Origin of the sequence: Bacteroides neonati, assembly GCF_000499785.1 — a bacterium.
Taxonomy (GTDB): Bacteria; Bacteroidota; Bacteroidia; order Bacteroidales; family Bacteroidaceae; genus Bacteroides; species Bacteroides neonati.
In genome coordinates, this window is sequence record NZ_HG726020.1 from 345,800 (window position 1) to 366,338 (window position 20,539).

Annotated in this window: 16 protein-coding genes and 1 tRNA gene; 5 read left to right on the plus strand and 12 right to left on the minus strand. The window is 41.0% G+C overall.

What is annotated here, in order from left to right; translation table 11 throughout:
* Positions 1–13: 13 nt before the first annotated feature.
* The 3 genes from TY03_RS04490 to TY03_RS04500 form a co-directional block, all read right to left on the minus strand.
* Complete coding sequence (locus tag TY03_RS04490; protein ID WP_042367773.1) at positions 14–547, minus strand: ORF6N domain-containing protein; 534 nt, start codon at positions 545–547, stop codon at positions 14–16.
* 73 nt (positions 548–620) lie between these two features.
* Positions 621–1,883: a site-specific integrase gene (locus TY03_RS04495; RefSeq protein ID WP_042367775.1), complete on the minus strand. Its 1,263-nt coding sequence runs from the start codon at positions 1,881–1,883 to the stop codon at positions 621–623.
* A gap of 273 nt (positions 1,884–2,156) precedes the next feature.
* Positions 2,157–2,241 (minus strand) — tRNA-Ser (locus TY03_RS04500).
* A 242-nt stretch (positions 2,242–2,483) separates the two neighbouring features.
* On the opposite strand from TY03_RS04500, the gene pflB reads away from it, so the two are divergent.
* Entirely contained in the window at positions 2,484–4,712 is a 2,229-nt protein-coding gene (gene pflB / locus TY03_RS04505; RefSeq protein WP_042367777.1) for a formate C-acetyltransferase, read from the plus strand.
* Between the two features lie 11 nt (positions 4,713–4,723).
* A complete protein-coding gene (gene pflA / locus TY03_RS04510) occupies positions 4,724–5,449 on the plus strand; it encodes a pyruvate formate-lyase-activating protein (protein WP_042367779.1) in 726 nt (241 codons plus the stop codon).
* Here pflA and TY03_RS04515 read toward each other — a convergent pair.
* Positions 5,446–6,693 carry a porin family protein gene (locus TY03_RS04515; protein WP_042369147.1) on the minus strand — a complete coding sequence of 416 codons (1,248 nt, stop codon included), beginning with the start codon at positions 6,691–6,693 and terminating at the stop codon, positions 5,446–5,448. The genes pflA and TY03_RS04515 overlap by 4 nt on opposite strands.
* A gap of 7 nt (positions 6,694–6,700) precedes the next feature.
* Positions 6,701–7,249: an RNA polymerase sigma factor gene (locus TY03_RS04520; RefSeq protein WP_042367781.1), complete on the minus strand. Its 549-nt coding sequence runs from the start codon at positions 7,247–7,249 to the stop codon at positions 6,701–6,703.
* A gap of 183 nt (positions 7,250–7,432) precedes the next feature.
* Here TY03_RS04520 and TY03_RS04525 point away from each other — a divergent pair, with 183 nt between their 5' ends.
* Together TY03_RS04525 and TY03_RS04530 are read left to right on the plus strand one after the other, a co-directional pair.
* The gene (locus TY03_RS04525) at positions 7,433–8,182 is read left to right on the plus strand and encodes a NigD1/NigD2 family lipoprotein (protein WP_042367783.1); all 750 of its coding nucleotides are present in this window, start codon (positions 7,433–7,435) and stop codon (positions 8,180–8,182) included.
* Between the two features lie 125 nt (positions 8,183–8,307).
* Positions 8,308–9,210: a DMT family transporter gene (locus TY03_RS04530; RefSeq protein ID WP_042367785.1), complete on the plus strand. Its 903-nt coding sequence runs from the start codon at positions 8,308–8,310 to the stop codon at positions 9,208–9,210.
* A gap of 4 nt (positions 9,211–9,214) precedes the next feature.
* Here the strand turns inward: TY03_RS04530 and TY03_RS04535 are convergent, their stop codons facing one another.
* Positions 9,215–10,141, minus strand: a complete 927-nt coding sequence (locus TY03_RS04535; RefSeq protein WP_042367787.1) for a hydrogen peroxide-inducible genes activator — start codon at positions 10,139–10,141, stop codon at positions 9,215–9,217.
* A gap of 132 nt (positions 10,142–10,273) precedes the next feature.
* Between TY03_RS04535 and TY03_RS04540 the strand changes: the two genes are divergently transcribed.
* Positions 10,274–10,747 (plus strand): Dps family protein, encoded by a 474-nt coding sequence (locus TY03_RS04540; RefSeq protein WP_042367789.1) that lies wholly within the window; start codon positions 10,274–10,276, stop codon positions 10,745–10,747.
* A 124-nt stretch (positions 10,748–10,871) separates the two neighbouring features.
* Here the strand turns inward: TY03_RS04540 and TY03_RS04545 are convergent, their stop codons facing one another.
* The 6 genes from TY03_RS04545 to TY03_RS04570 all read right to left on the minus strand — a co-directional run bounded on the left by TY03_RS04545 (position 10,872) and on the right by TY03_RS04570 (position 20,539).
* The gene (locus tag TY03_RS04545) at positions 10,872–13,190 is read right to left on the minus strand and encodes a family 20 glycosylhydrolase (protein WP_042367792.1); all 2,319 of its coding nucleotides are present in this window, start codon (positions 13,188–13,190) and stop codon (positions 10,872–10,874) included.
* A gap of 12 nt (positions 13,191–13,202) precedes the next feature.
* A complete protein-coding gene (locus TY03_RS04550; RefSeq protein WP_081713044.1) occupies positions 13,203–14,789 on the minus strand; it encodes a sulfatase family protein in 1,587 nt (528 codons plus the stop codon).
* Between the two features lie 6 nt (positions 14,790–14,795).
* Complete coding sequence (locus TY03_RS04555) at positions 14,796–16,259, minus strand: sulfatase-like hydrolase/transferase (RefSeq protein WP_081713045.1); 1,464 nt, start codon at positions 16,257–16,259, stop codon at positions 14,796–14,798.
* Between the two features lie 329 nt (positions 16,260–16,588).
* The gene (locus TY03_RS04560; RefSeq protein WP_042367794.1) at positions 16,589–19,012 is read right to left on the minus strand and encodes a TonB-dependent receptor; all 2,424 of its coding nucleotides are present in this window, start codon (positions 19,010–19,012) and stop codon (positions 16,589–16,591) included.
* Positions 19,013–19,019: 7 nt separating this feature from the next.
* Positions 19,020–19,973, minus strand: coding sequence for a FecR family protein (locus TY03_RS04565; protein WP_042367795.1), 954 nt, complete (start codon positions 19,971–19,973; stop codon positions 19,020–19,022).
* Positions 19,970–20,539, minus strand: a complete 570-nt coding sequence (locus tag TY03_RS04570) for an RNA polymerase sigma factor (RefSeq protein ID WP_042367798.1) — start codon at positions 20,537–20,539, stop codon at positions 19,970–19,972. Before TY03_RS04570 ends, TY03_RS04565 begins: the two co-directional genes overlap by 4 nt.

The following is a 20,539-nucleotide window of genomic DNA, read 5'->3' on the forward strand; positions in this document are numbered from 1 at the left end:
TTCTTTAATTTTATTATTTGGGACTTTTTTTGATTGTATGTTTTACTTTTAGTACCGACAGATTAAATTCAATCGTGGTTTCGGTTCCCACTGTTTGAAAATCGTCGCTCAGAATATCAGAGATTAGTTCGCCACTTTTACGCATCATCGACTTTTGCCCCTCTTTGTCGGATTGCTCCGAAAGTTGGGCGATGGTGTGAGACAGTTCTCTGACCTTTGCAAAGGTTTCAATGATAGCGATAGTTGCCTCGGTTGCTGCCGGGCTTTTCAATATAGTAGCCAACATATAGAGCCCTTTTTCTGAAAACCCTTTCGGGGCTACACGGGTCTTGCTTAGTTTTGCGGACGAAATTTTCGACCGCAAAATTGCCAAATCATCATCCGTCAGATAGATGATATACCCATCGGGGAATTTATCGAGATTGTTTTTTACCGCTTCATTGATGCGTTTTGTCTCCACACCGTACAATTCGGCAATGTCACTATCGAGAATTATTTGCTTTTCTCGAATAGTGATGATTTTATTTTGAATTACTTGTAAGTCCATATCATACTCATTATTAAATTAATACCACCAAATTCGTTACCTAAATCGTTACCTGTTTTGCAAAAATCGTTACCTATTCGTTAGCAACTGCAAGAGCCCGTTTGACGTTGGTCTCCTTGTAGATATTTTCTATACCTTTAAACTTATCGGATAAACCTTCCATGTCATTGCTAATCTTGCTGTTAGTGATTCGAGCGTAAATTTGGGTGGTCTCAATATTGGTATGTCCAAGCATTTTTGAGACAGTTTCAATGGGAACGCCTTTCGCAAGAGTGGTGGTTGTAGCGAACGTATGACGAGCGAGATGAAAAGTCAAATTCTTCTCAATTCCACATACATCGGCTATCTCTTTTAGGTAAGAATTAAGCTTTTGATTACTTATGACTGGCAATAACATACCATTAGGTAGCTTTCCTTTGTATTTCTCTAAAATCATCTGTGGTATCTTCAGAACTGGCACATTTACAGTAGTATCCGTTTTTTGACGTTTGGTCATAATCCAAAGATTACCATCAAAAGAAGTGCGTATATTGTCCTGCGTAAGGTTCTTAACATCAATGTACGCAAGACCGCAGAAACATGAAAACAGAAATACATCTCTCACTTGGTCAAGTCTTTCGGATACCAATTTCTTTTTAAGGATGGTTGCTATTTCGGCTTCCGTCAAATATCCTCTATCTACTTTCTTCAGGCGGATTTTGTAGGTTGCGAACGGATCGCCCACAAGGATACCATTGTTACGTGCGATGAGAACGATGCGTTTGAAGAACTGCATAAACTTAGCAGTGGTGTTAGCACTACATTTACAGGCAGTCATTAGATATACCTCAAAGTCATTGATAAACATTGGAGTAATTTCATTCATTGAAATATCGGAGATACGATATTTATACTGAATGAAGTCGGAAAGATGCTTTCGGGTAACTTCGTATTTTTGGAAAGTAGCAGGCGATTTGGAGATGCCTACCAGTGCTTTAACATCCTCATTATGTTTGGCAAACATATCCAATAAGGTTTCTCCTGTTTGTCCGTGTCCCAAGAACTCGTTCTTAACTTTCTCTGCTGTAACGTAGTTATCACGACGTTGAATGTCATGGTAGATGGTGTGGAGGGAGGATTTTATTTCATCCAGCAAGCTATTGATTTGCACAATGGCTGCCGAGCGACCAATGGCACGGCAAGATTTAACGCTCCAATCTTTGGGGAGAATACTTTGTTTGGTACTAAATTGGCAAACCTTTCCATCAACGGTAATTCTTGCCATAATCATAACTTCTCCGTTTCTCTTTTCAGCTCCTTTTTTCAGGTAATAAAGGACTTTAAATGTACTCTTCATAATCTCATTTTTTTAATTGCAAAGTTAATACTAATGCGTTGTTTATGAGATATATGCAGGGTGGACAAATTGGGACTTTGAGAGGTCAAATTTGGACAAATCGTTACCTGTTTTCAGAAAAGTGGAATAGGTAACGATTTAGGCACAAAACTATGTCTTTTGGCGTCCAATTCCTGTCCTTTAGTGTGGACTTATTAGAAACAAAAAATCCCACAAACTGTTGGTTTGTAGGATTTTGTCTGATGTTTGTCTGGTTTTGTCCAGACCTTTCAGCGGAGAGAGAGGGATTCGAACCCCCGGAACCTCGCAGTTCAACGGTTTTCAAGACCGCCGCAATCGACCACTCTGCCATCTCTCCAAAACATCTCTGTTTAGAAGTGCTTTTCGTTAAAAGCGGTGCAAAGGTACAAAGATATTTTAATTAAGCAAGCACTTGAAAGAAAAAAACAAAAATAAATTAAGATTAGACTCACCATAAGTAGGTATTTTATGCTCTTAAACATTAAATTGAGAATATTTATACCCATAATACAAAAAAAGGATGTAACTTTGCGTGCTCTAAAGAAAAACAGGATAAACAACCACTAAAATGAATATTTTATGGAATTAAATAAGACCTTTAATGACGGCCTTTGGAGCAAAGAAATCAATGTAAGAGATTTCGTAAGCAAAAACATCACTCCGTATGAGGGTGATGCTACTTTTCTACAAGGACCTACTGAACGTACAAAAGCAGTATGGAACTGCTGCCTCAAAGCCATTGAGGAAGAAAGAAACAACAACGGTATACGTGCGCTTGATAACAAGACTGTATCGACCATTACTTCGCATAAGGCAGGATATATTGACCGAGACAATGAGCTTATCGTTGGCTTACAAACAGACGAGCTACTAAAACGCGCAATCAAGCCTTTTGGGGGTATCAACGTTGTAGCTCGTGCTTGTCAGGAGAACGGAATGGAAGTAGACCCAAGAGTCAAAGAAATCTTCACCACTTATCGTAAAACTCACAATGACGGAGTATTTGACGTGTATACAGAAGAAATACGCTCCTTCCGGTCACTGGGTTTCCTAACCGGACTACCGGACAACTATGCACGCGGCCGTATCATTGGTGACTACAGACGATTGGCTCTCTACGGAATAGATCGTCTCATCAAAGCCAAACAGGATGATTTACATACGCTGACAGGTCCTATGACCGAAGCACGCATTCGTCTTCGCGAAGAAGTCGCCGAACAGATTAAGGCACTTAAGGATATGAAAGTTATGGGCGAATACTATGGTCTGGATCTCAGTCGTCCGGCATATACAGCCCAAGAAGCTATCCAGTGGGTGTATATGGCTTATCTGTCTGCTGTAAAAGAGCAAGACGGCGCCGCCATGTCACTGGGAAATGTATCGTCCTTTCTTGATATCTATTTGGAATATGAACTTCAACAAGGTAGTATCACCGAAACCTTCGCACAAGAATTAATTGACCAATTTGTCATCAAATTGCGTATGGTACGCCATCTTCGCATGCAGTCATACAATGACATCTTTGCCGGAGACCCTACTTGGGTAACAGAGTCGGTAGGCGGACGCTTTAATGACGGACGAACCAAGGTAACAAAAACATCCTTCCGTTTCTTGCAAACGCTTTATAACTTAGGTCCGTCACCCGAACCAAACATGACCGTTCTATGGAGCCCCGAACTACCTGAAGGTTTCAAAGAGTTCTGTGCTAAAGTATCTATCGACACATCATCAGTACAATATGAAAATGATGACCTCATGCGCGAAGTTCGTCAATCAGACGATTATGGTATCGCTTGCTGTGTTTCCTATCAGGAAATAGGCAAACAGATACAATTCTTTGGGGCACGTGCTAACTTGGCAAAAGCCTTGTTATTGGCTATCAACGGAGGACGGTGCGAAAACACCGGCACACTGATGATAAAAGATATACCTCTACTCACAGGTGATACACTGAGGTTCGAAGAGGTAATGATCAACTACAAGAAGGTGCTGACAGAAATTGCTCGCGTATACAATGATGCAATGAACATCATACACTATATGCATGATAAATATTACTACGAGAAAGCGCAGATGGCACTTATCGATACAGACCCGCGAATTAATTTGGCGTATGGTGTAGCAGGACTTTCGATAGCTATCGACTCGTTGTCGGCTATTAAGTTCGCCAAAGTAAAAGTTCGCCGTAACGATATCGGACTAACAGAGGGATTTGACATCGATGGTGAGTTCCCTTGCTTCGGCAATGACAATGATAAGGTAGATCATCTGGGTGTGGATCTGGTATATTACTTCAGTGAGGAACTAAAGAAATTACCTGTCTACAAAAATGCCCGCCCTACCCTTTCGCTACTAACCATTACATCCAATGTTATGTACGGAAAGAAAACCGGTGCAACACCGGATGGACGATTGAAAGGTATTGCTTTTGCTCCGGGTGCTAACCCCATGCATGGACGCGATAAGAATGGTGCCATTGCTTCACTCAGTTCTGTTACTAAATTACGTTATCGTGACTCTCAGGATGGTATCAGCAATACGTTTTCGATTGTTCCCAGATCATTGGGAGCTACCGCAGAAGACCGTATTGAGAATCTGGTAACCATGATGGACGGATACTTTACTAAAGGTGCACATCACCTGAACGTAAATGTTCTGAATAGAGAAATGCTTGAAGATGCCATGGAGCATCCCGAAAACTACCCGCAACTAACCATTCGTGTTTCGGGATATGCTGTAAACTTTGTAAAGTTAAGCCGGGAACATCAACTGGAAGTTATCAATCGCAGTTTTCACGAACGCATGTAATAAATAAACAAATGATCAACGTACACTCTTATGAGTCTATGGGAACATTCGACGGGCCGGGTCTACGGCTCGTCGTTTTTCTTCAAGGATGTAATTTTCGCTGTCTGTACTGCGCCAATCCGGATACTATTACACCCGGCGGTGGAACGGCTACTGATGTAGAAGAAATCGTTCACATGGCAATCAATCAAAAGGCGTTCTTCGGAAAGCGTGGTGGTATCACTTTTTCGGGTGGAGAACCAACCTTACAAGCCAAAGCATTGCTCCCTCTTTTCCGCAGATTAAAGGAAGAAGGTATACACATTTGTCTGGATACAAATGGAGGGCTCTGGAATGAGGATGTAGAGGCTCTATTCAAACTTACCGACTTAGTATTGCTCGACATAAAGGAGCATAACCCGAATCGCCATCAAATATTAACCGGACGCAACAACCATCAGACCTTGCGCACTGCTGCCTGGTTAGAAGAAAACAAAAGGCCCTTTTGGATACGTTACGTATTAGTGCCCGGATATAGTGATTTTACAGAAGACATTCATAGCCTAGGCAAAGAGTTGGGACATTATAAAATGATTCAACGAGTCGAGATACTCCCTTATCATCTACTTGGTGTACATAAGTATGAAGCCATGGGACAAGAGTATCAACTCAATGGGGTCAAAGAAAACACTCCCGAACAGACCGAACAAGCCGCCAAGCTATTCCGTGAATATTTTGAAACAGTGCAGGTGAATTAATAGGTAAAGCGAACACCTGCCTGTATATTGAAGTTTACCGGATTGTCTTTGCGGATGGTTTTCACTTCCGAACCATCGTTAAAAAAGTGCACCACACCTGGTTCTACATATATACCCAGGTGTTTTGTTGCATTTATCTGTGCACCGACAGCACCCATAACGGAAAGCTGCAATGGCTTTACAGTTATCTTTTCGCCCGCCAACTCACCGTATACACACTTCTCGACAGTTCCACCAGCCGACACATATAAAGTAAATAACTTCTTATCGACAAAGTTCCAATTGGCACGTATCGGAACACCGATATAGTGTAAACGCTGATCTTCCAAGGTAGCGCTTTTAGCCAACTTCACATCTGATGAGAGCAGTGTATAAGTCAATCCGGTTTCTACAGAAAACCCCTTAGGCAATGTCTTGCGTACCGACAGTCCAAATGAAAGAGGTTGATGATGTTCTATTTCCATGACCTCATTGGCAACTTGCAAATAAGGAACACCTTCCTTGAATACAACCGTTTTGTCGCCCGGCACTTGCAAAACACCATCTGCTACTGCTGACATATTAAGCCGGGATAATTCTCCTCTCGGTTCAATATTCCCATTACTACCCGATAAAGCACCTGCGTTACCTACCGAAGCACCGATAGCCCAACGCCCGGAACGGCTTTCAGTAGACTGTTGCGGTAAATGGAGTTTATCTCTCCCCGAAGGTTTCCGAGTTTGAGGTGTATCCGCGTGTGTAGTGGTTTCTTCTGATTTAACAACATCAGCTACATCGCTAGCCGATGATTTTTCGGAGATATCAATGGGCACAGTAGAATCAATACCCACAGCGTCGCTTTTTAAAGAATTTAAGATTCGGGGTTCTTCCTGATTCTTAGCCAACAATGAAGAACCAACCAGTGTACGGCCAGAGCCTTTTTTTACCTCTGTATTGACAACTTCCGATGAAGTGGTTTCGGCCGAATGTGGTAGTGTATCAGTAATCTTGGCCAATGTAGGCAATGAAGTCTGACGCATTTCATGAGCCGTTTGACTTTCGAGAAAATAGAGGCTAAGCGAGGTACCTACCACCAACAATACACTGGCAGCTACAGCGATCCACCTACGATGTAAAAACAGACGTTTTTCGGCAACCGGTAGCAGTTCCTTCTCCAGTTGTTCCCAACCGGCAGCAGGTAGTGGCTCGTTATAGTTATCGAGTCGATCCTTCCACTTTTTTACCCATAAATCTTTTTCTTCCATCTCTTTTCTATCCATTTATCATTAACCACTCCTTCACTCTCTTGGCCAACACCCCTTTGGCACGAAACAATTGCGAAGACGAAGACTTCTCATTAATACCCAACAACTGAGCTATTTCGCGATGCGACTTATCCTCAAAGGTGTAGAGGTTAAATACAGTCCGATACCCATCGGGAAGCTCTTGAATAAATTGCATTAACACCGACTGGGGTATCGTTTCAATATCAGAAACTGTCGAATCATCGACTGCTTCGGGAGCCTCTTCAAGCGCCATAGCTTGAGCCATTACATCATTTTTACGTAAAAACTGTAAGGCCATATTTACCATTACTTTATCCATCCACGCCCGTAAAGAGCCCTCGCCACGCCAGGTAAACTTGTCAAATGAAGCATATATTTTCAGAAAACCATCGTGCATCAAATCCTGAGCGGTCTCTCTATCACCAGCATAGCGCAGACAGATTCCAAGCATCCGCCCCGCATATTGTTCATAGAGTGCTTTGCGAGCGTAGTTTTCACCACGCTTACATCGTTCACACAGTTCCTGTTCTTCCATTCTCTTTAACACGTGTTTACCTTATTAAATACGACAAAGATAGAAATACTGCGCAAAGAGACCAACTCTTTTAATACTTTTGTTTATTTAACAATCAATAGTGCAGTATTAGTTACCGTTCTACGTTTTTCAAACAAAGAGTAAACATAACTGATATATAAATCTAAAAATACAAGCGAACTTATGAAGAAATTAAAACTTATTGCTTTAGCAGTCGTACTAACCATTACCCCTTTCTTACAGTCATGCTTAGATGATGACAAACCCGAATATCCATGGTTGGCGTTCAGCACCATTCGTACATTGGAAAACGTTGAGAATGGTTACTACTTTGGCTTGGACGACGGTTCCAAATTGTATCCTGGAGACACCACAAGAATCGATCAATACAAAGTTATTGACGGACAAAGAGCATTTGTCTATTACGACTATCTTGATGAACCCAAAACCGGTTACGACTACAACATCAAAGTCGGTCAAATTATCAACATCCTTACCAAAGACATTGTTGACCTCACAGCAGAGAATGCAGAGAAAATTGGTGACAATAAAATCAACATGACCTACTCCTGGATCGCTCAAGGATATTTGAATATCGAATTTCAATATTTAGGTACCCACAGTAGTGATAAAAAGCATTTCCTGAATTTGGTTCAAAACACGATGAATCACGAAAACGATGAAGAAGGTTATATCAGCCTCGAGTTTCGTCACAATGCAGAAGGCGATTCTCCCGAACGGATTGGAGAGGGATATGTATCTTTCAAATTAGATAAAATAGAAAAGGAGATGGAAAATGCGAAAGGTCTGAAAATTCGTGTGAATACAATTTATGACGGAGAGAAGTTTGTCAAAATAGAATTTAAAAAAGGCACTGACAAAAAGGCGGCAACACATGGCGTTTCTGTCAACACGCTCCAAGCGATTCATTAACTCTAATTGAATAAAACAATAAAGGCGGTGCTTATTTCAAGCACCGCCTTTATTGTTTTAAAAAGTTTCGTATCGAAATTATTACTACCTTTGCAACATTTTTTAATAAACAGCAAACACTTCTAATGAAAAAAGGTCTTTTTTACGCCATACTTGCTTCGGTGCTTTGGGCGATTGTAAATCCATTTATTAAACAAGGGCTCAGTTACGATTTTACCCCTATGAATTTTGCCGGTATTCGTTTTACCACAGTAGGCGTTATTCTCTTTGCCTATACATGGCATAAAGGGATGTGGAAAAAAATCACCCAACACAAACGGTTGTTTTCCAACCTGATACTTATCAATATGTTTATGGGCTACACAGCCTTCTATTTTGGTGTCGACTTCGTAAGTGGAGCTATTTCATCTATCATTATGGGTATGACGCCATTGATTAATGTCCTATTGGCACATATGCTGGCCAGTAATGACAAGCTCAATACGCATAAAATAATCAGCATCCTCATCAGTCTTATCGGCCTACTTCTCATCGTGGGAATGGGTAGCAATGGCGAACCTCTCGACTGGAAGGGCATAGCTGGTATTGTGTTACTTTTGCTCAGTATCATCTTCCAAGGCTATTCTGCCATCTCTGTATCTGAAGACAGAGGCAAGGTTAATCCTGTCTTTCTGAATGCAGTGCAAATGTTTTTTGGCGGATTAATGATATATACCGTAGGACTTTTCACCGAAGGCTATCACTCGTTTATCGGAAAACCTTCTGGATTCTATATTAGTTTGGCCATTTTGGTTTTCATCTCCGTATTTGCATTCAGTTTTTGGTTTATAGCTCTACAAAGTAAAGGAGCCAAGGTAAGCGACATTAATATGTGCCGCCTTATTAATCCCATCCTAGGTGCTCTATTAAGCTGGACGATATTGCCCGACGAGCACCCTACATTCAGCACAGTTGCGGGAATGGTTATTATTGTAACGTCATTAGTCTTCTACTTTAAAGGAGGTAAAAAGAGAGCAAAGAGTCAATGATGCATTAAACGATACACTGTATTGCCTGAAGAGCTAACATTTCTTTAGGCACTGCAGCTTGTATCTCCTCTTTCAACACCTGCAATAAGCGGTGCCGAATAAAGTTTTTGCTGGTAACCAACAGGATCTGTCGAGTAGGACGCGGAATAGCAAAAGGCCTTACCATCTCTTGCTGCTCCTTGGTTAGTTGCATCACAGCCAGTTCGGGAATAAACGTAATGCCTTTCCCATTTTCGACCATGTGCATAAAAGTCTCCATACTACCCAAACGATAAGCCATCTGATGTACTTTCACCGCTTCCATCTGGCAAAAACGCATCAACTGGTCTCGAAAGCAATGCCCCTCGTCAAGCAGCCAAAGCCGCTCACCGGTAATGTCTGACGTACGTATCAATTCGTGTTTAAACAAGGATTCTTTGCGGGAAACATATCCGAAGAATTGTTCGTAAAAAAGTGGAATCTCCTGCAAAGTATTATCATCCTGCTTGGTAGCAAGGATAGCCGCATCAATCTCCCCTTTATGAAGAGCTTGCTGGATATCTTGTGTTTTCATCTCCATCACTTGTATATCCAGCTCAGGATACTTTTCTAACAATTGTGGAAAGAAACGCGGCAGCAAATAGGGAGCAATCGTCGGTAATACAGCCAACCTGAAACGACCGGTCAAAGCACCTTTTTCTTCGCTGATAATTTCTTTTACTTTAGAGGTCTGCTCAAGGATGATACGTGCCTGAGCAATCACTTTCTCTCCAATAATAGTCGGACAGACCGGTTGCATGGTACGATCAAAAAGCTTCACTCCAAGTTCTTCCTCAAGTTTTTGAATCATGGCACTCAGAGTCGGTTGTGTTATGTGGCAATACTCGGCCGCTTTTGCAAAATGTCTAAACTGATCAACTGCAAGTATATACTCTAATTGTTGTATGGTCATCGAACATTATTTATTAAGTGATAGAATAGGTCTATGCAAAGATAGAAATTATCAGTTTGACACGTATACATTTTCACTCTATCTTTGCAACGAAGAAAAAAATAAAGTATAAATTCTAAAAAACAAAAGAGTATGAAAACATTAGACTATATCCATTTGAGTGAAACAGGTGCCAATAGCGTAGTAGCATCTTTGCAGCAATTACTGGCCGACTTCCAGATTTATTATACCAACCTTCGTGGTTTTCACTGGAACATTAAAGGACACGATTTCTTCGTACTTCACTCTCAATTTGAGAAAATGTATGACGATGCAGCCGAGAAAGTAGATGAGATAGCCGAACGCATCCTAATGCTGGGAGGCACTCCTTCAAACAAGTTCAGCGACTACCTGAAGATATCCAACCTCAATGAAGTAGATAAAGTAAGTAACGGTAATGAAGCTCTCAAAAACATTCTGGAAACTTATAGCCACTTTATCCGCGAAGAGCGTAAAATACTTTCTATCGCATCTCAAGCAGGCGATGAAGTAACCGTGGCTTTGATGAGCGACTACCTAAAAGAGCAGGAAAAAATGGTTTGGATGTTGACAGCATATAACAGCTGAGCCACAGCGAAAAATAGTTAAGTGAAAAATGAGTAAGTAAAAACGGTTAATAGTAAGAAACACATTATAAACAAAACGACAAAACAAGCGGGTGCCTCTGCAATAGAGAAGCACCCGCTTACTTTTAATGTAAAAGCCACTCTTTGGGCAACACTTGTTTTTCGCCTCTTTCATTCAGCAGGTACATTTCGAGCATACCGCCATTGTGGTCGAAATAACGAACCTCCATCGGATGAAGCCCCTTCTTCAATGCTTTCTGAGCAATCACTTCAGCGGGCGAATGTGCTCCGTCATTATTAAGAAACAAATCACCGTCAAGGGTCAATGTGCTTCCATCGTCCGAAAACAGAGCAAATGTATATACACCATCAGCAGGAATGTTGAGATATCCCTTCAATACCAGGCCAATATTTCCTTTTACTCCTTCCGGAATGGATACGGCATCAACCTTATAAGTTCCGTTGACCGGTGCAGTTGTTATATTGGCGCATCGATTGCCACGGAAGTCATACCAGGTAGCCTGCAAACCATTGGCGGTAGGTTTTGCCTGCAAATCGGCTTCTGCATAGGGAGTCTTCTTGAAATAAGTTTGCACTACATCACAAGGTGTGCCATCAGGACGGAAGGTACGAATACGGAAGGTAGTAGACTCTGTTACCTTTAGATCGCCCTGATACAATAGCGACTTCTTAGTAGGGATACTTCCATCTGTCGTATATCTGATTTCGGTTCCGGGTATAGGACACTCAATCGAAAGTATTTTTTCGTTGACAAAAGCATTGACGTTATGAAAACCACGTAAATCGGGAATTCTATAATTCACTCCTAGAATATCTAATCTCTTTAATTGTGGGATGATGGCTCGATAAAACTCAGTCTCATTGAGTTTAGCTGCCGGTTCGGCCCATGCTATTTCGCTTAAAGCCATGATACGTGGAAATACCATATATTCCCACCGCTTCATACTTGGAATCCACTCGGCCCATACATTTGCTTGTACACCCATCACCAACCGTTGTTGTTCCGCACTCAAATCATTGGATAACGGATCGTATCCCAAAATTTGTTTCAGCGTGTTTTTATCTTGCTGATAATCAAAATAGCAATACTTATTAGGCGATTCGATAACCTGCATACCCGCTTTGGTAGCATGAGGAACAGCTGTCGGGTTCCAACTTCTCCACCACATGATGACAGCATCTTTCGACAGTCCGTCCTCTCCCACTTCGTCCCAGCCAATAAGTCTTTTACCGTTTTCGTTAAAGAACTTTTCCATATCACGAACAAACCATGCCTGCAATTCGTCTTCCGAATGAAGCTTTTCGTCCTTCATCCGCTTCTGGCAATCCGCGCACTTCTTCCAATTTGTTTTTTCTACCTCATCGCCTCCCAAATGAACAAACGTGGATGGAAAGAGCTCGAATACCTCTTTATAAATATCCTTGCAAAAGTTCAGTGCGGCATCTTTCCCTGGACAGATGGGAGAAGAAAAGGTATTTCCCCAACCGATCAAACCGGTACACGCCACGTCGGGATATTGACTGATAGCAGCCAAGAAATGTCCGGGCATATCAACTTCCGGAATTACCTCGATGCCACGCTGCGTAGCATAAGAAACAATCTCTTTTATATCCTGCTGCGTGTAATACCCCCCATAAAGGGTATCCCCTTTTTCTATTTTCAACTTCTCGGTTGGAAGTAGAAAATCAGTATTATCTTCTTTAGCCGCACGATTGATACATTCTCTATCGTGTGCATTCAACTTTCGCCAAGCACCTTTTTCTGTAAGTAAAGGATATTTCTTAACCTCCATTCGCCACCCCTGATCATCGGTAAGATGCCAATGGAATTTATTCAGCTTATAGAGCGTCATCATATCCAATACATGCTTCACTTCTTCCTTGCTCCAGAAATGACGAGACGCATCCATCATCAATCCTCGCCAGGCCAAACGAGGCGCATCTTCAATCTTCACGGCAGGGAGAGAAAAAACAACTCCTTTGCTTTTCGCTTTCGCTTGTTCTATTTCGGCTGGTAATAATTGCCGGATAGTCGAAATAGCCGAAATAATCCCGGCATAGCTTGCTGCATTGACAACAATACCATTTTTGTGGACGTTCAACTGATAAGCTCCTTCCTTTTTCATAGAAAGACCGTTGGGCATATTCTCCTGTCCAACCAATTGAAGTGAGATATCTCCTTTACCAACCTTGACTGTTGATCTGACTACCTGTCGGATCAGGCTTTGCAAATAAGTACTGGCAGGCAGTAGGGAAGCGTCAGATACACCTATTGTTAATCCGTTCTTTAGCGTAAAATCGCCGGGTTGTTCTATAATTGAAACCGGTGTTGGAAGTACGGAAATAACTCTTTTTTCTTTTTGCGACGCATGACAAAGGGTTGCCGAAACGAGCAGAAAGGAGATTAAAAATCGTTTAAACATAGTTTTATGGTTTTATTCGTTGAAGTTTGTTTTTATTATTTCTTTCATCCGCAGAGAATGCTCATCGGTATCTCCACATTCTTCACGCAATTTAAGTAACTCTTTTTTCATTTCTTTGATAATGGAAGCATATTTCTTATCGTTATAAGCATTCCGATTTTCTTTAGGATCATTTTGAAGATCAAAAAACTCCCACGATGGAACCGACACTTCATCGGAGGACCCCAATGTATGCAGTTTGTCTCCATAAAGAAAGATCAGTTTATAACGATCATTTCGAATACCGATGTGTGCCGGTCGAATGCTGTGCTGTGTCCAATAACGATAATAAATACTTTTACGCCAATCTGCCGGAGTTTTTTCACACAGATTCTTGCTAAAACTCCTGCCTTGTGCGCCTTCCATCTCATTCATACCTGCAAGTTCAATCAATGTCGGAGCAAAATCAACGTTCAGGATTAAGTCGTTCAAACGTTTACCCGCAGGAACCTTTTCCGGATATCGGATCACAAAAGGCATACGAGCCGATTCTTCATAAAACATTCGTTTATCATAAAAACCATGCTCACCCAGAAAGTATCCTTGATCGGAAACATACACTACAATTGTATTATTGGCAATACCCATCTCATCGAGTGTTTCCAGTAAGCGACCGATATTATCGTCGACTGTAGCCCCACATCGTAAATAATCTTTTATTAATTTCTGATAAGTAGCTTTCCGAGCCACCGTCCGGTTCATGCCTTTGGTTGAGAAAGGAAGCCCCGGATAGCGACACCACCATTTATCCGGATCATCGGATGCTTTCATCCAATTGCGTCCAATCGTTTCAAGAGTCTGTCCCTCAAAGGTTCTCCCAGTCGTTTCGGGTCCCCAGTCAAGTAAATTATCCGGCTCCGGAAAAACGACGCCATCATAGAGATGTTTCATACGTGCAGGATAGTCATAAGGCTCATGTGTTGCCTTAAAATGGCAACACATGAGAAACGGTTGCTCTTTATCCTGTTGTTTAAGCCATTTTATGGCCTTATCAGTGACAATATCTGTAGAAAAGCCATGTACACGCTCCCCAAAATTTCGGTTTCCCGGCCAAGGGTCCGTACTATTGATAAACGTAGGATCAACATACTCTCCCTGATCGTGAAAGATCGAATAATAATCAAACCCTTGCGGTTGGGATTTCAGGTGCCACTTACCGACAAGTGCCGTATGGTATCCCCCTTTTTGAAGAGTCGTTGCCAGCGTAGGCAACGAGGTAGCCAAGGAATCATCCAGTGTATATACGCCGTTCCGATGACTGTATTGTCCGGTCAGAATAGCGGCTCTACTAGGTACCGATATCGAATTGGTACAGAAACAATTATCCAGAACCGTTCCTTCCGAGGCCAATCGTCTAATATGCTGATTCTGGACATAATCGGCCAGTACCCCTCCATAAATTCCCCATGCCTGCGCAGTATGGTCATCACTGAGAATAAAAAGAATATTTGGTTTATCCGGTTTATCCACGGGAGAGTCTTTCGATACATTTCCGGCAAAAGCTGGTGTTGCCACTACCGATAAGAGGAAATAATGTATAGATTTATAAGTGTTTTTCATATCATTCTATTTTTCATCAAATACATATAGTTTTATTAGTTCATCCCAAGTTAATTTATGTCCATCCTTCCACCACGTAGGGCTGTTCAGGTCACAAAAATCGTTGTTGCGCTTCATCTCTTCGCTGAGTCGTTTACGATAAGCAGCCGTTAAATGCGACTCCTTATCGGCAATATTCTTCATTTCCCATGGATCTTTCTTCAAGTTGAAGAGCTGCTCTGTAATTTTTCCTTCTACATTGTATATAATGTATTTATATCCATTATAAATCAATCCTCTTTGCAAGTTTGAGTAAGCCAAAAACAACGATTCACGGTGTGTAGTCTGCCGACCTTCCATTATTTTTTTCAATGACCGCCCCGTTACCGAAGACGGGATATCAACACCCACAAGGTCGCAAAGAGTAGGATATATATCGTAAAGGTAGCACAACGCATCACTTCGTTTTCCTGCAACCTTACTTCTGGGATCAATTATAGCCAATGGCACTCCTACGCTATGATCATACAGACTTTGTTTGCCCAGCAATCCGTTTTGTCCCATAGCCAATCCATTATCCGATGCAAACACGATAATCGTATTTTCACTCTCTCCGGTCTCTTCGAGTTTCTTCAAAATCCGACCAATTTGAAAATCGACCTCGCTTACCATTCCATAATAGAAAGCCAGTTCTTTTTGTATTTGTGCAGCAGTACGTGGCGTAGGCAGCACTTGTTCATCGCGTACGGTTAGTTCACCATTATCAAATGGATGTTGCGGAAGAAAATTCACCGGTACCGACAAGCGGTTAGCTATGTATTTTTTCCCATAGTCCGGTAATTGGTTTCTCGGATCATGCGGAGAAGTGAAAGCGACATAAACCATGAAAGGTTGCTTATCTGCTTTTACGCTATCTAAAAAATTCACGGTTGCATCGGCAAACATTTTAGAAGAAAAATCGGTACCCACAAAAGCTTTTTCATTATATGCACCCGTAGGATCATAATGGCGAAGCAAGGGAGAGCAATGTCCGTTAGTTTCGTATGTATGCATTCCTCCTAAAAAGATATTCTCACCGCTGGCAAACGAGCGATTAAAGGATGCCTTATCGGAGTGCCACTTGCCCGTTGCAAACGTTTGATATCCGTTTTTCCTCAACTGCTCGGGAAGCGTAGTATGACATTCAGGGATTTTCAATCCATCGCTTTGCACCTCGAACACTCCTCTTCCGCTTATCAGCATAGCCCGACTAGGCATAGAGAGTGCTCCGCATAAAGCTCCATTTGTATAAGTATGAGTGAATGTCACACCTCGCCTTATTAGTCCATCAATAAAAGGTGTTTCCACATCTTTATTTCCCAATGCGCAAATAGCATCAGACTGCATATCATCCACCAATATAAAAAGTATGTTGGGTTTCTGCGCAAAACATGGCTGATTACAAAAACCAGTCAAAGCCAATGAGGCTGATAGTATCGATTTTATATTCATAGTACTTTTTTCCGGACAAAGATACTAATTGTAAAACAATCCTCCTCATCAAACTATGAAATAAAGCAGTAAAATAGTGTTGATTATACTTCCCAAGTTCGTAGGAAATACTTTTTTGTTAAAAAAGCCTTTTTCATCTGTCTACAAATAGGGATTCGAACTTCCTATTTAGTTTTTACAGTAAAGAGTGTATGTTATGAGAAAAAAGTTTTATGTTTTATCCCTAAATTTCCTGCTACAGCTATTCGTACTTATGATTTATGTATTTATCTATAATAAATGTTGCTGCTAATCAAAAAGTCTTCATTACTTTTCGTCCAATTGATGCCTTAAAATTTGAATGAAATGCTCCCATAAGGTAGGCAGTGATTATCGAAGTTGATGGAGTACATGCTTATGGCATCCTCTTCCGAAGGGTTTCCTATAATATTGTAAAGCCCTATACGAAACATCAATCGGGCATCACGCCCTTTAAAAACTTTCGTATAGTTATAACTAGCATCTAATCTGTAATTTACATTCTCACGTTGACTTCTAAACTGCTCTATAGGTAATAATTCATCTTCCTCATTTACACTTTTTATTTTGCCCGATTGCAAAAACGTTCCAATTGAAATACCTGAGAAAGGTGTGAACTTATAAGTCATACCCAGGTTGAATGAATGAGGAATATCGTGCAATGAGGGAACTTTTCCTTTATCTTTCAAGTCGTTATACCACTCTTTACTACGCGCATATGAATAGGCAAACTGTAAAGTAAACTTTCTCCAATCGTTATATGAGAAGAATTTAATCCCATAGCTCTCCCCTTTTCCACTCATAATGTATTTTTCCCAAGCATTGTCTGTTGGATAAATTTCCGGCCGAAGTGCCATGATGTTTCGTCTCTGCTTATAATACACAGAACCCTCCATATAGCCGTGTTCCAGAAAATGCTTCCAGCCTATCTCATAATGTCCCGAGATACTCGGTTTGAACCCCATAATACTTGGCATTCTAAAATCGGTTGGCATAGGCATTAACCCAAGCCTTAGATAATGATAGAATTGCTGCATTTTTGAAATACCTACATATAAAAGGTTATTCTTACTCACTACATATTTAAGAGAAAAACGTGGCTGAATACTATAATAGTAACGAGAGTTTTGCGGCAGATAGCCCACTAAGTTGACACCGAATTGGCTATACAATTTATCTGTAACACGCACCTTCATATCATAAAAGAAAGACAGCTGCGTAATTGGCTCTTTAAGTGTCGTTATTGTATCTCCAAACACAGCCATATCAAACCGTTCGCGAGACGCTCTCATTCCACCCGAAAGAGTATACATCTGATGAATATCATAACTGAAATTAGATGAAAATGAAAATTCCTTGACACCTCCTCTAATATCCTTTTCCAAATTAAAACCGAGCAGAGGTGCATAAACCTTGTTACTATACGACGAATATGCCAGCGTATTCGTATTTATCAACTTTTTAGCCCATACCGTATTGAACGTAACAGCATACAGATCGTTATCCCAGTTCAATACCGAACGCAGTTTCTCCTTCTCCTCCGGATAGAAATAGTTATCATTGGTCTTATAGGCCATTATTTGAATAGACGAGCGTTCATTAATATCGTACGAGAGTTTAGCATTGAAGTCATAGAAAGAGTGGTTAAGTCGGTATTCTTCTGATAATAGACCATCAAAAAAATCGAGCCAACTTCGTCTTCCCCCGAGCATATAAGATAATTTATTCTTGATAATAGGTCCCTCCAACAAGACAGAGGCTGCAGGCATATCCAATGTCAAGGTTTGCGAATATTTCTGTTTGTTTCCCTCTTTCAGTTTTATATCTGTAATGGATGACAATCGACCTTCATATTCTGTAGGAAAGAAACTCTTATGAAATGTAACATTCTTTATTGCATCTCCGTTAAAGGGTGATAGCATAGAATTGATATGGCTGGGGTGATAGATAGGTACTCCGTCCAGTAACATCAGGTTTTCATCTCCTCCTCCCCCATTGACTTGGAGATTACCTCCGGCCATCGACCCAATCACACCAGGCAGAATATTGATTTGCGAGAAAAGGTCATAGCTATTGAAAGAGAGCATATTCGAAGGTGTTGCTTCATTAAGTTCAGTCGTTCCGTTTCGTGGCTTTATAGTCACTTCTTCAAGCTCAATAGAAACAGGCGAGAGTTCAATCTTCAAAACTCTTTCGCTTCTTATTTTCATTTCTTGTTGGAAAGAAGCATATCCCATATATTGTACTTCAATGTTATAATCTCCCGGAAGGAGGTTCAACGTAAACCAGCCCCTGCTATCGGTTAAAACGAATGTAGGTTTTTGGGTCTCTTTCCTAAACATGACTATCGCGCCGTAAAGCCTTTCGCCAGTGGTTTTCTCTCTGATAACTCCCGATACTACAAGCTCTCTTTTTCCATCAATCTGTATTATCAACTTATCAGTTTCTACCGGAATAGTCCTAAACTTATAGTCGTTGAGTATTTTTTCCAATATCTGCTGTACGGTCATCTGTTTTTGCGTAATATGTTGCACCTTATCAAGATCAATGAGCTGTGGATTGTAGGCTAACACCACTCCTTGCTCTTCTATAAGTTTAAACCACTCATGTACAGTAGCAGAAGAAGTGGTAATCTTTACCATTTCTTCTGCTACATGATTAACTGATTGAGATTGTGCTGCTACCTGCATAAACAGACAACATACAAACCCTACTAAAACAAGTTTTAATTTCATTTACGATTTAGTCATGGTAGAGCTTATAATGATCTTCAGCGATCTTTTTATATTTACACTTGCAAATATAACTTAATTCGACTAATATCGGGTCAAGTTCATTCAATTTTAACCGGGTTGTGATCCTGTTGTTTTTTATCGTTTGATCCAACTCTATCTTTACGTTATAAACTTGTTCTAACTCGCTGATCACTTCTACAATAGGTGTATTGACGAGGTTTAGCGTACGTACCTCATTGCCGAAAAACACCCCTTCATCCCTTATTTCTCCTTTTATAATCTTCCCATCTGCAACTGTTGCCTGTTGATTGGCTTGCAATATTATCTTCTTCTCATCAGCCGTCACCTTTACTGTTCCACTCTTAACAAACACATTCGCCCTGTTTTCTGCCTTGGCATCTATCAAAAATGAAGTGCCCAATACCTCTACCTGCACATTGTACGCTTGAATAACAAAAGGGCGCTTCACATTTCTCCGGATATCGAAGAAGGCCTTTCCTGATAGTGTGAGCAGCCGTTTTCCTCGACTCTTATACCCCTTGTATACAATTTTCGAATTCGGATACAGCGTCACCATTGAACTGTCCGGTAGGGTCACTATGCGACTGACCACACTGTTATTAGCCAGCGTTACACCTTGCCAATCGTCCCTTTGGGTAAAGAATATAACCAGACCGATTAGTACGGCTATCGAGGCGGCGAATGTGGCCACTTTATATAGATATGTTGTGTTTACTTTTTTCTTTATCTCAAGCTTTGGTTCTACAGTCAGCCACGCTTTGGCACTATCAAACGTCTCTTCTTCTACCTTCCTCTTATCGCTTAATAATATTTGAAGATGTTCGTATTCTTCCTTGTTATGCTCAATCCACACCTGAAGTTCCGCTTGCTGAATGGCGGTCATCGGTTCTTTAGCAAAATCTCTAGCCAATAGCTGATCGATGTTTTCTATACTTTTCATCTCTTGATAGTTGTTATAAGGATTGATATTAATGTAATCGAAAGAATAAAGAACGGATGATTCGTTACATATTCCCGGAGAGTTTTCATAGCTTTACCCATGTGATTTTCTACGGTTTTTTCGGATGTTCCTGTTGCTTCAGCTATTTCACGATACTTCATCCCTTTAAGTTTACTCATCAAAAAAACCTCTCTGCATTTGGGTGGCAAGATAGAAAGAGCTTTCTCGAGCACATCTTCAATCACTCTTTCTCTCTCATCATCCGTATCATCGATAGAGATTACGACAGACGAAGAGGTGACCTCATCTATAGAGACAGTATCCAGTCTGCGTTTGCGTAGAAAAGAGATACAATTATTCCTTACCGCCCCAGCCATATAAGCAACAAATTCCTTCTCCGGCAAAGAGTCTTTACCATTATTCCATACAGCCACAAAGGTTTCCTGCACAATATCCTCACACTCATCCCTGTCGGGAATGAATCGGTAAGCGACATTACATAAGGACGAATAGTTCTTATTAAACCTATTCTTAAACTGCTTTTTTCTCGCTAACTCTACTGTCAC

Excerpts from the sequence above, each read along its gene's own strand:
- TY03_RS04490 (WP_042367773.1), bottom strand. The coding sequence starts at position 547 with ATGGACTTACAAGTAATTCAAAATAAAATCATCACTATTCGAGAAAAG.
- TY03_RS04495 (WP_042367775.1), bottom strand. The coding sequence starts at position 1,883 with ATGAAGAGTACATTTAAAGTCCTTTATTACCTGAAAAAAGGAGCTGAA.
- pflB (WP_042367777.1), top strand. The coding sequence starts at position 2,484 with ATGGAATTAAATAAGACCTTTAATGACGGCCTTTGGAGCAAAGAAATC.
- pflA (WP_042367779.1), top strand. The coding sequence starts at position 4,724 with ATGATCAACGTACACTCTTATGAGTCTATGGGAACATTCGACGGGCCG.
- TY03_RS04515 (WP_042369147.1), bottom strand. The coding sequence starts at position 6,693 with ATGGAAGAAAAAGATTTATGGGTAAAAAAGTGGAAGGATCGACTCGAT.
- TY03_RS04520 (WP_042367781.1), bottom strand. The coding sequence starts at position 7,249 with ATGGAAGAACAGGAACTGTGTGAACGATGTAAGCGTGGTGAAAACTAC.
- TY03_RS04525 (WP_042367783.1), top strand. The coding sequence starts at position 7,433 with ATGAAGAAATTAAAACTTATTGCTTTAGCAGTCGTACTAACCATTACC.
- TY03_RS04530 (WP_042367785.1), top strand. The coding sequence starts at position 8,308 with ATGAAAAAAGGTCTTTTTTACGCCATACTTGCTTCGGTGCTTTGGGCG.
- TY03_RS04535 (WP_042367787.1), bottom strand. The coding sequence starts at position 10,141 with ATGACCATACAACAATTAGAGTATATACTTGCAGTTGATCAGTTTAGA.
- TY03_RS04540 (WP_042367789.1), top strand. The coding sequence starts at position 10,274 with ATGAAAACATTAGACTATATCCATTTGAGTGAAACAGGTGCCAATAGC.
- TY03_RS04545 (WP_042367792.1), bottom strand. The coding sequence starts at position 13,190 with ATGTTTAAACGATTTTTAATCTCCTTTCTGCTCGTTTCGGCAACCCTT.
- TY03_RS04550 (WP_081713044.1), bottom strand. The coding sequence starts at position 14,789 with ATGAAAAACACTTATAAATCTATACATTATTTCCTCTTATCGGTAGTG.
- TY03_RS04555 (WP_081713045.1), bottom strand. The coding sequence starts at position 16,259 with ATGAATATAAAATCGATACTATCAGCCTCATTGGCTTTGACTGGTTTT.
- TY03_RS04560 (WP_042367794.1), bottom strand. The coding sequence starts at position 19,012 with ATGAAATTAAAACTTGTTTTAGTAGGGTTTGTATGTTGTCTGTTTATG.
- TY03_RS04565 (WP_042367795.1), bottom strand. The coding sequence starts at position 19,973 with ATGAAAAGTATAGAAAACATCGATCAGCTATTGGCTAGAGATTTTGCT.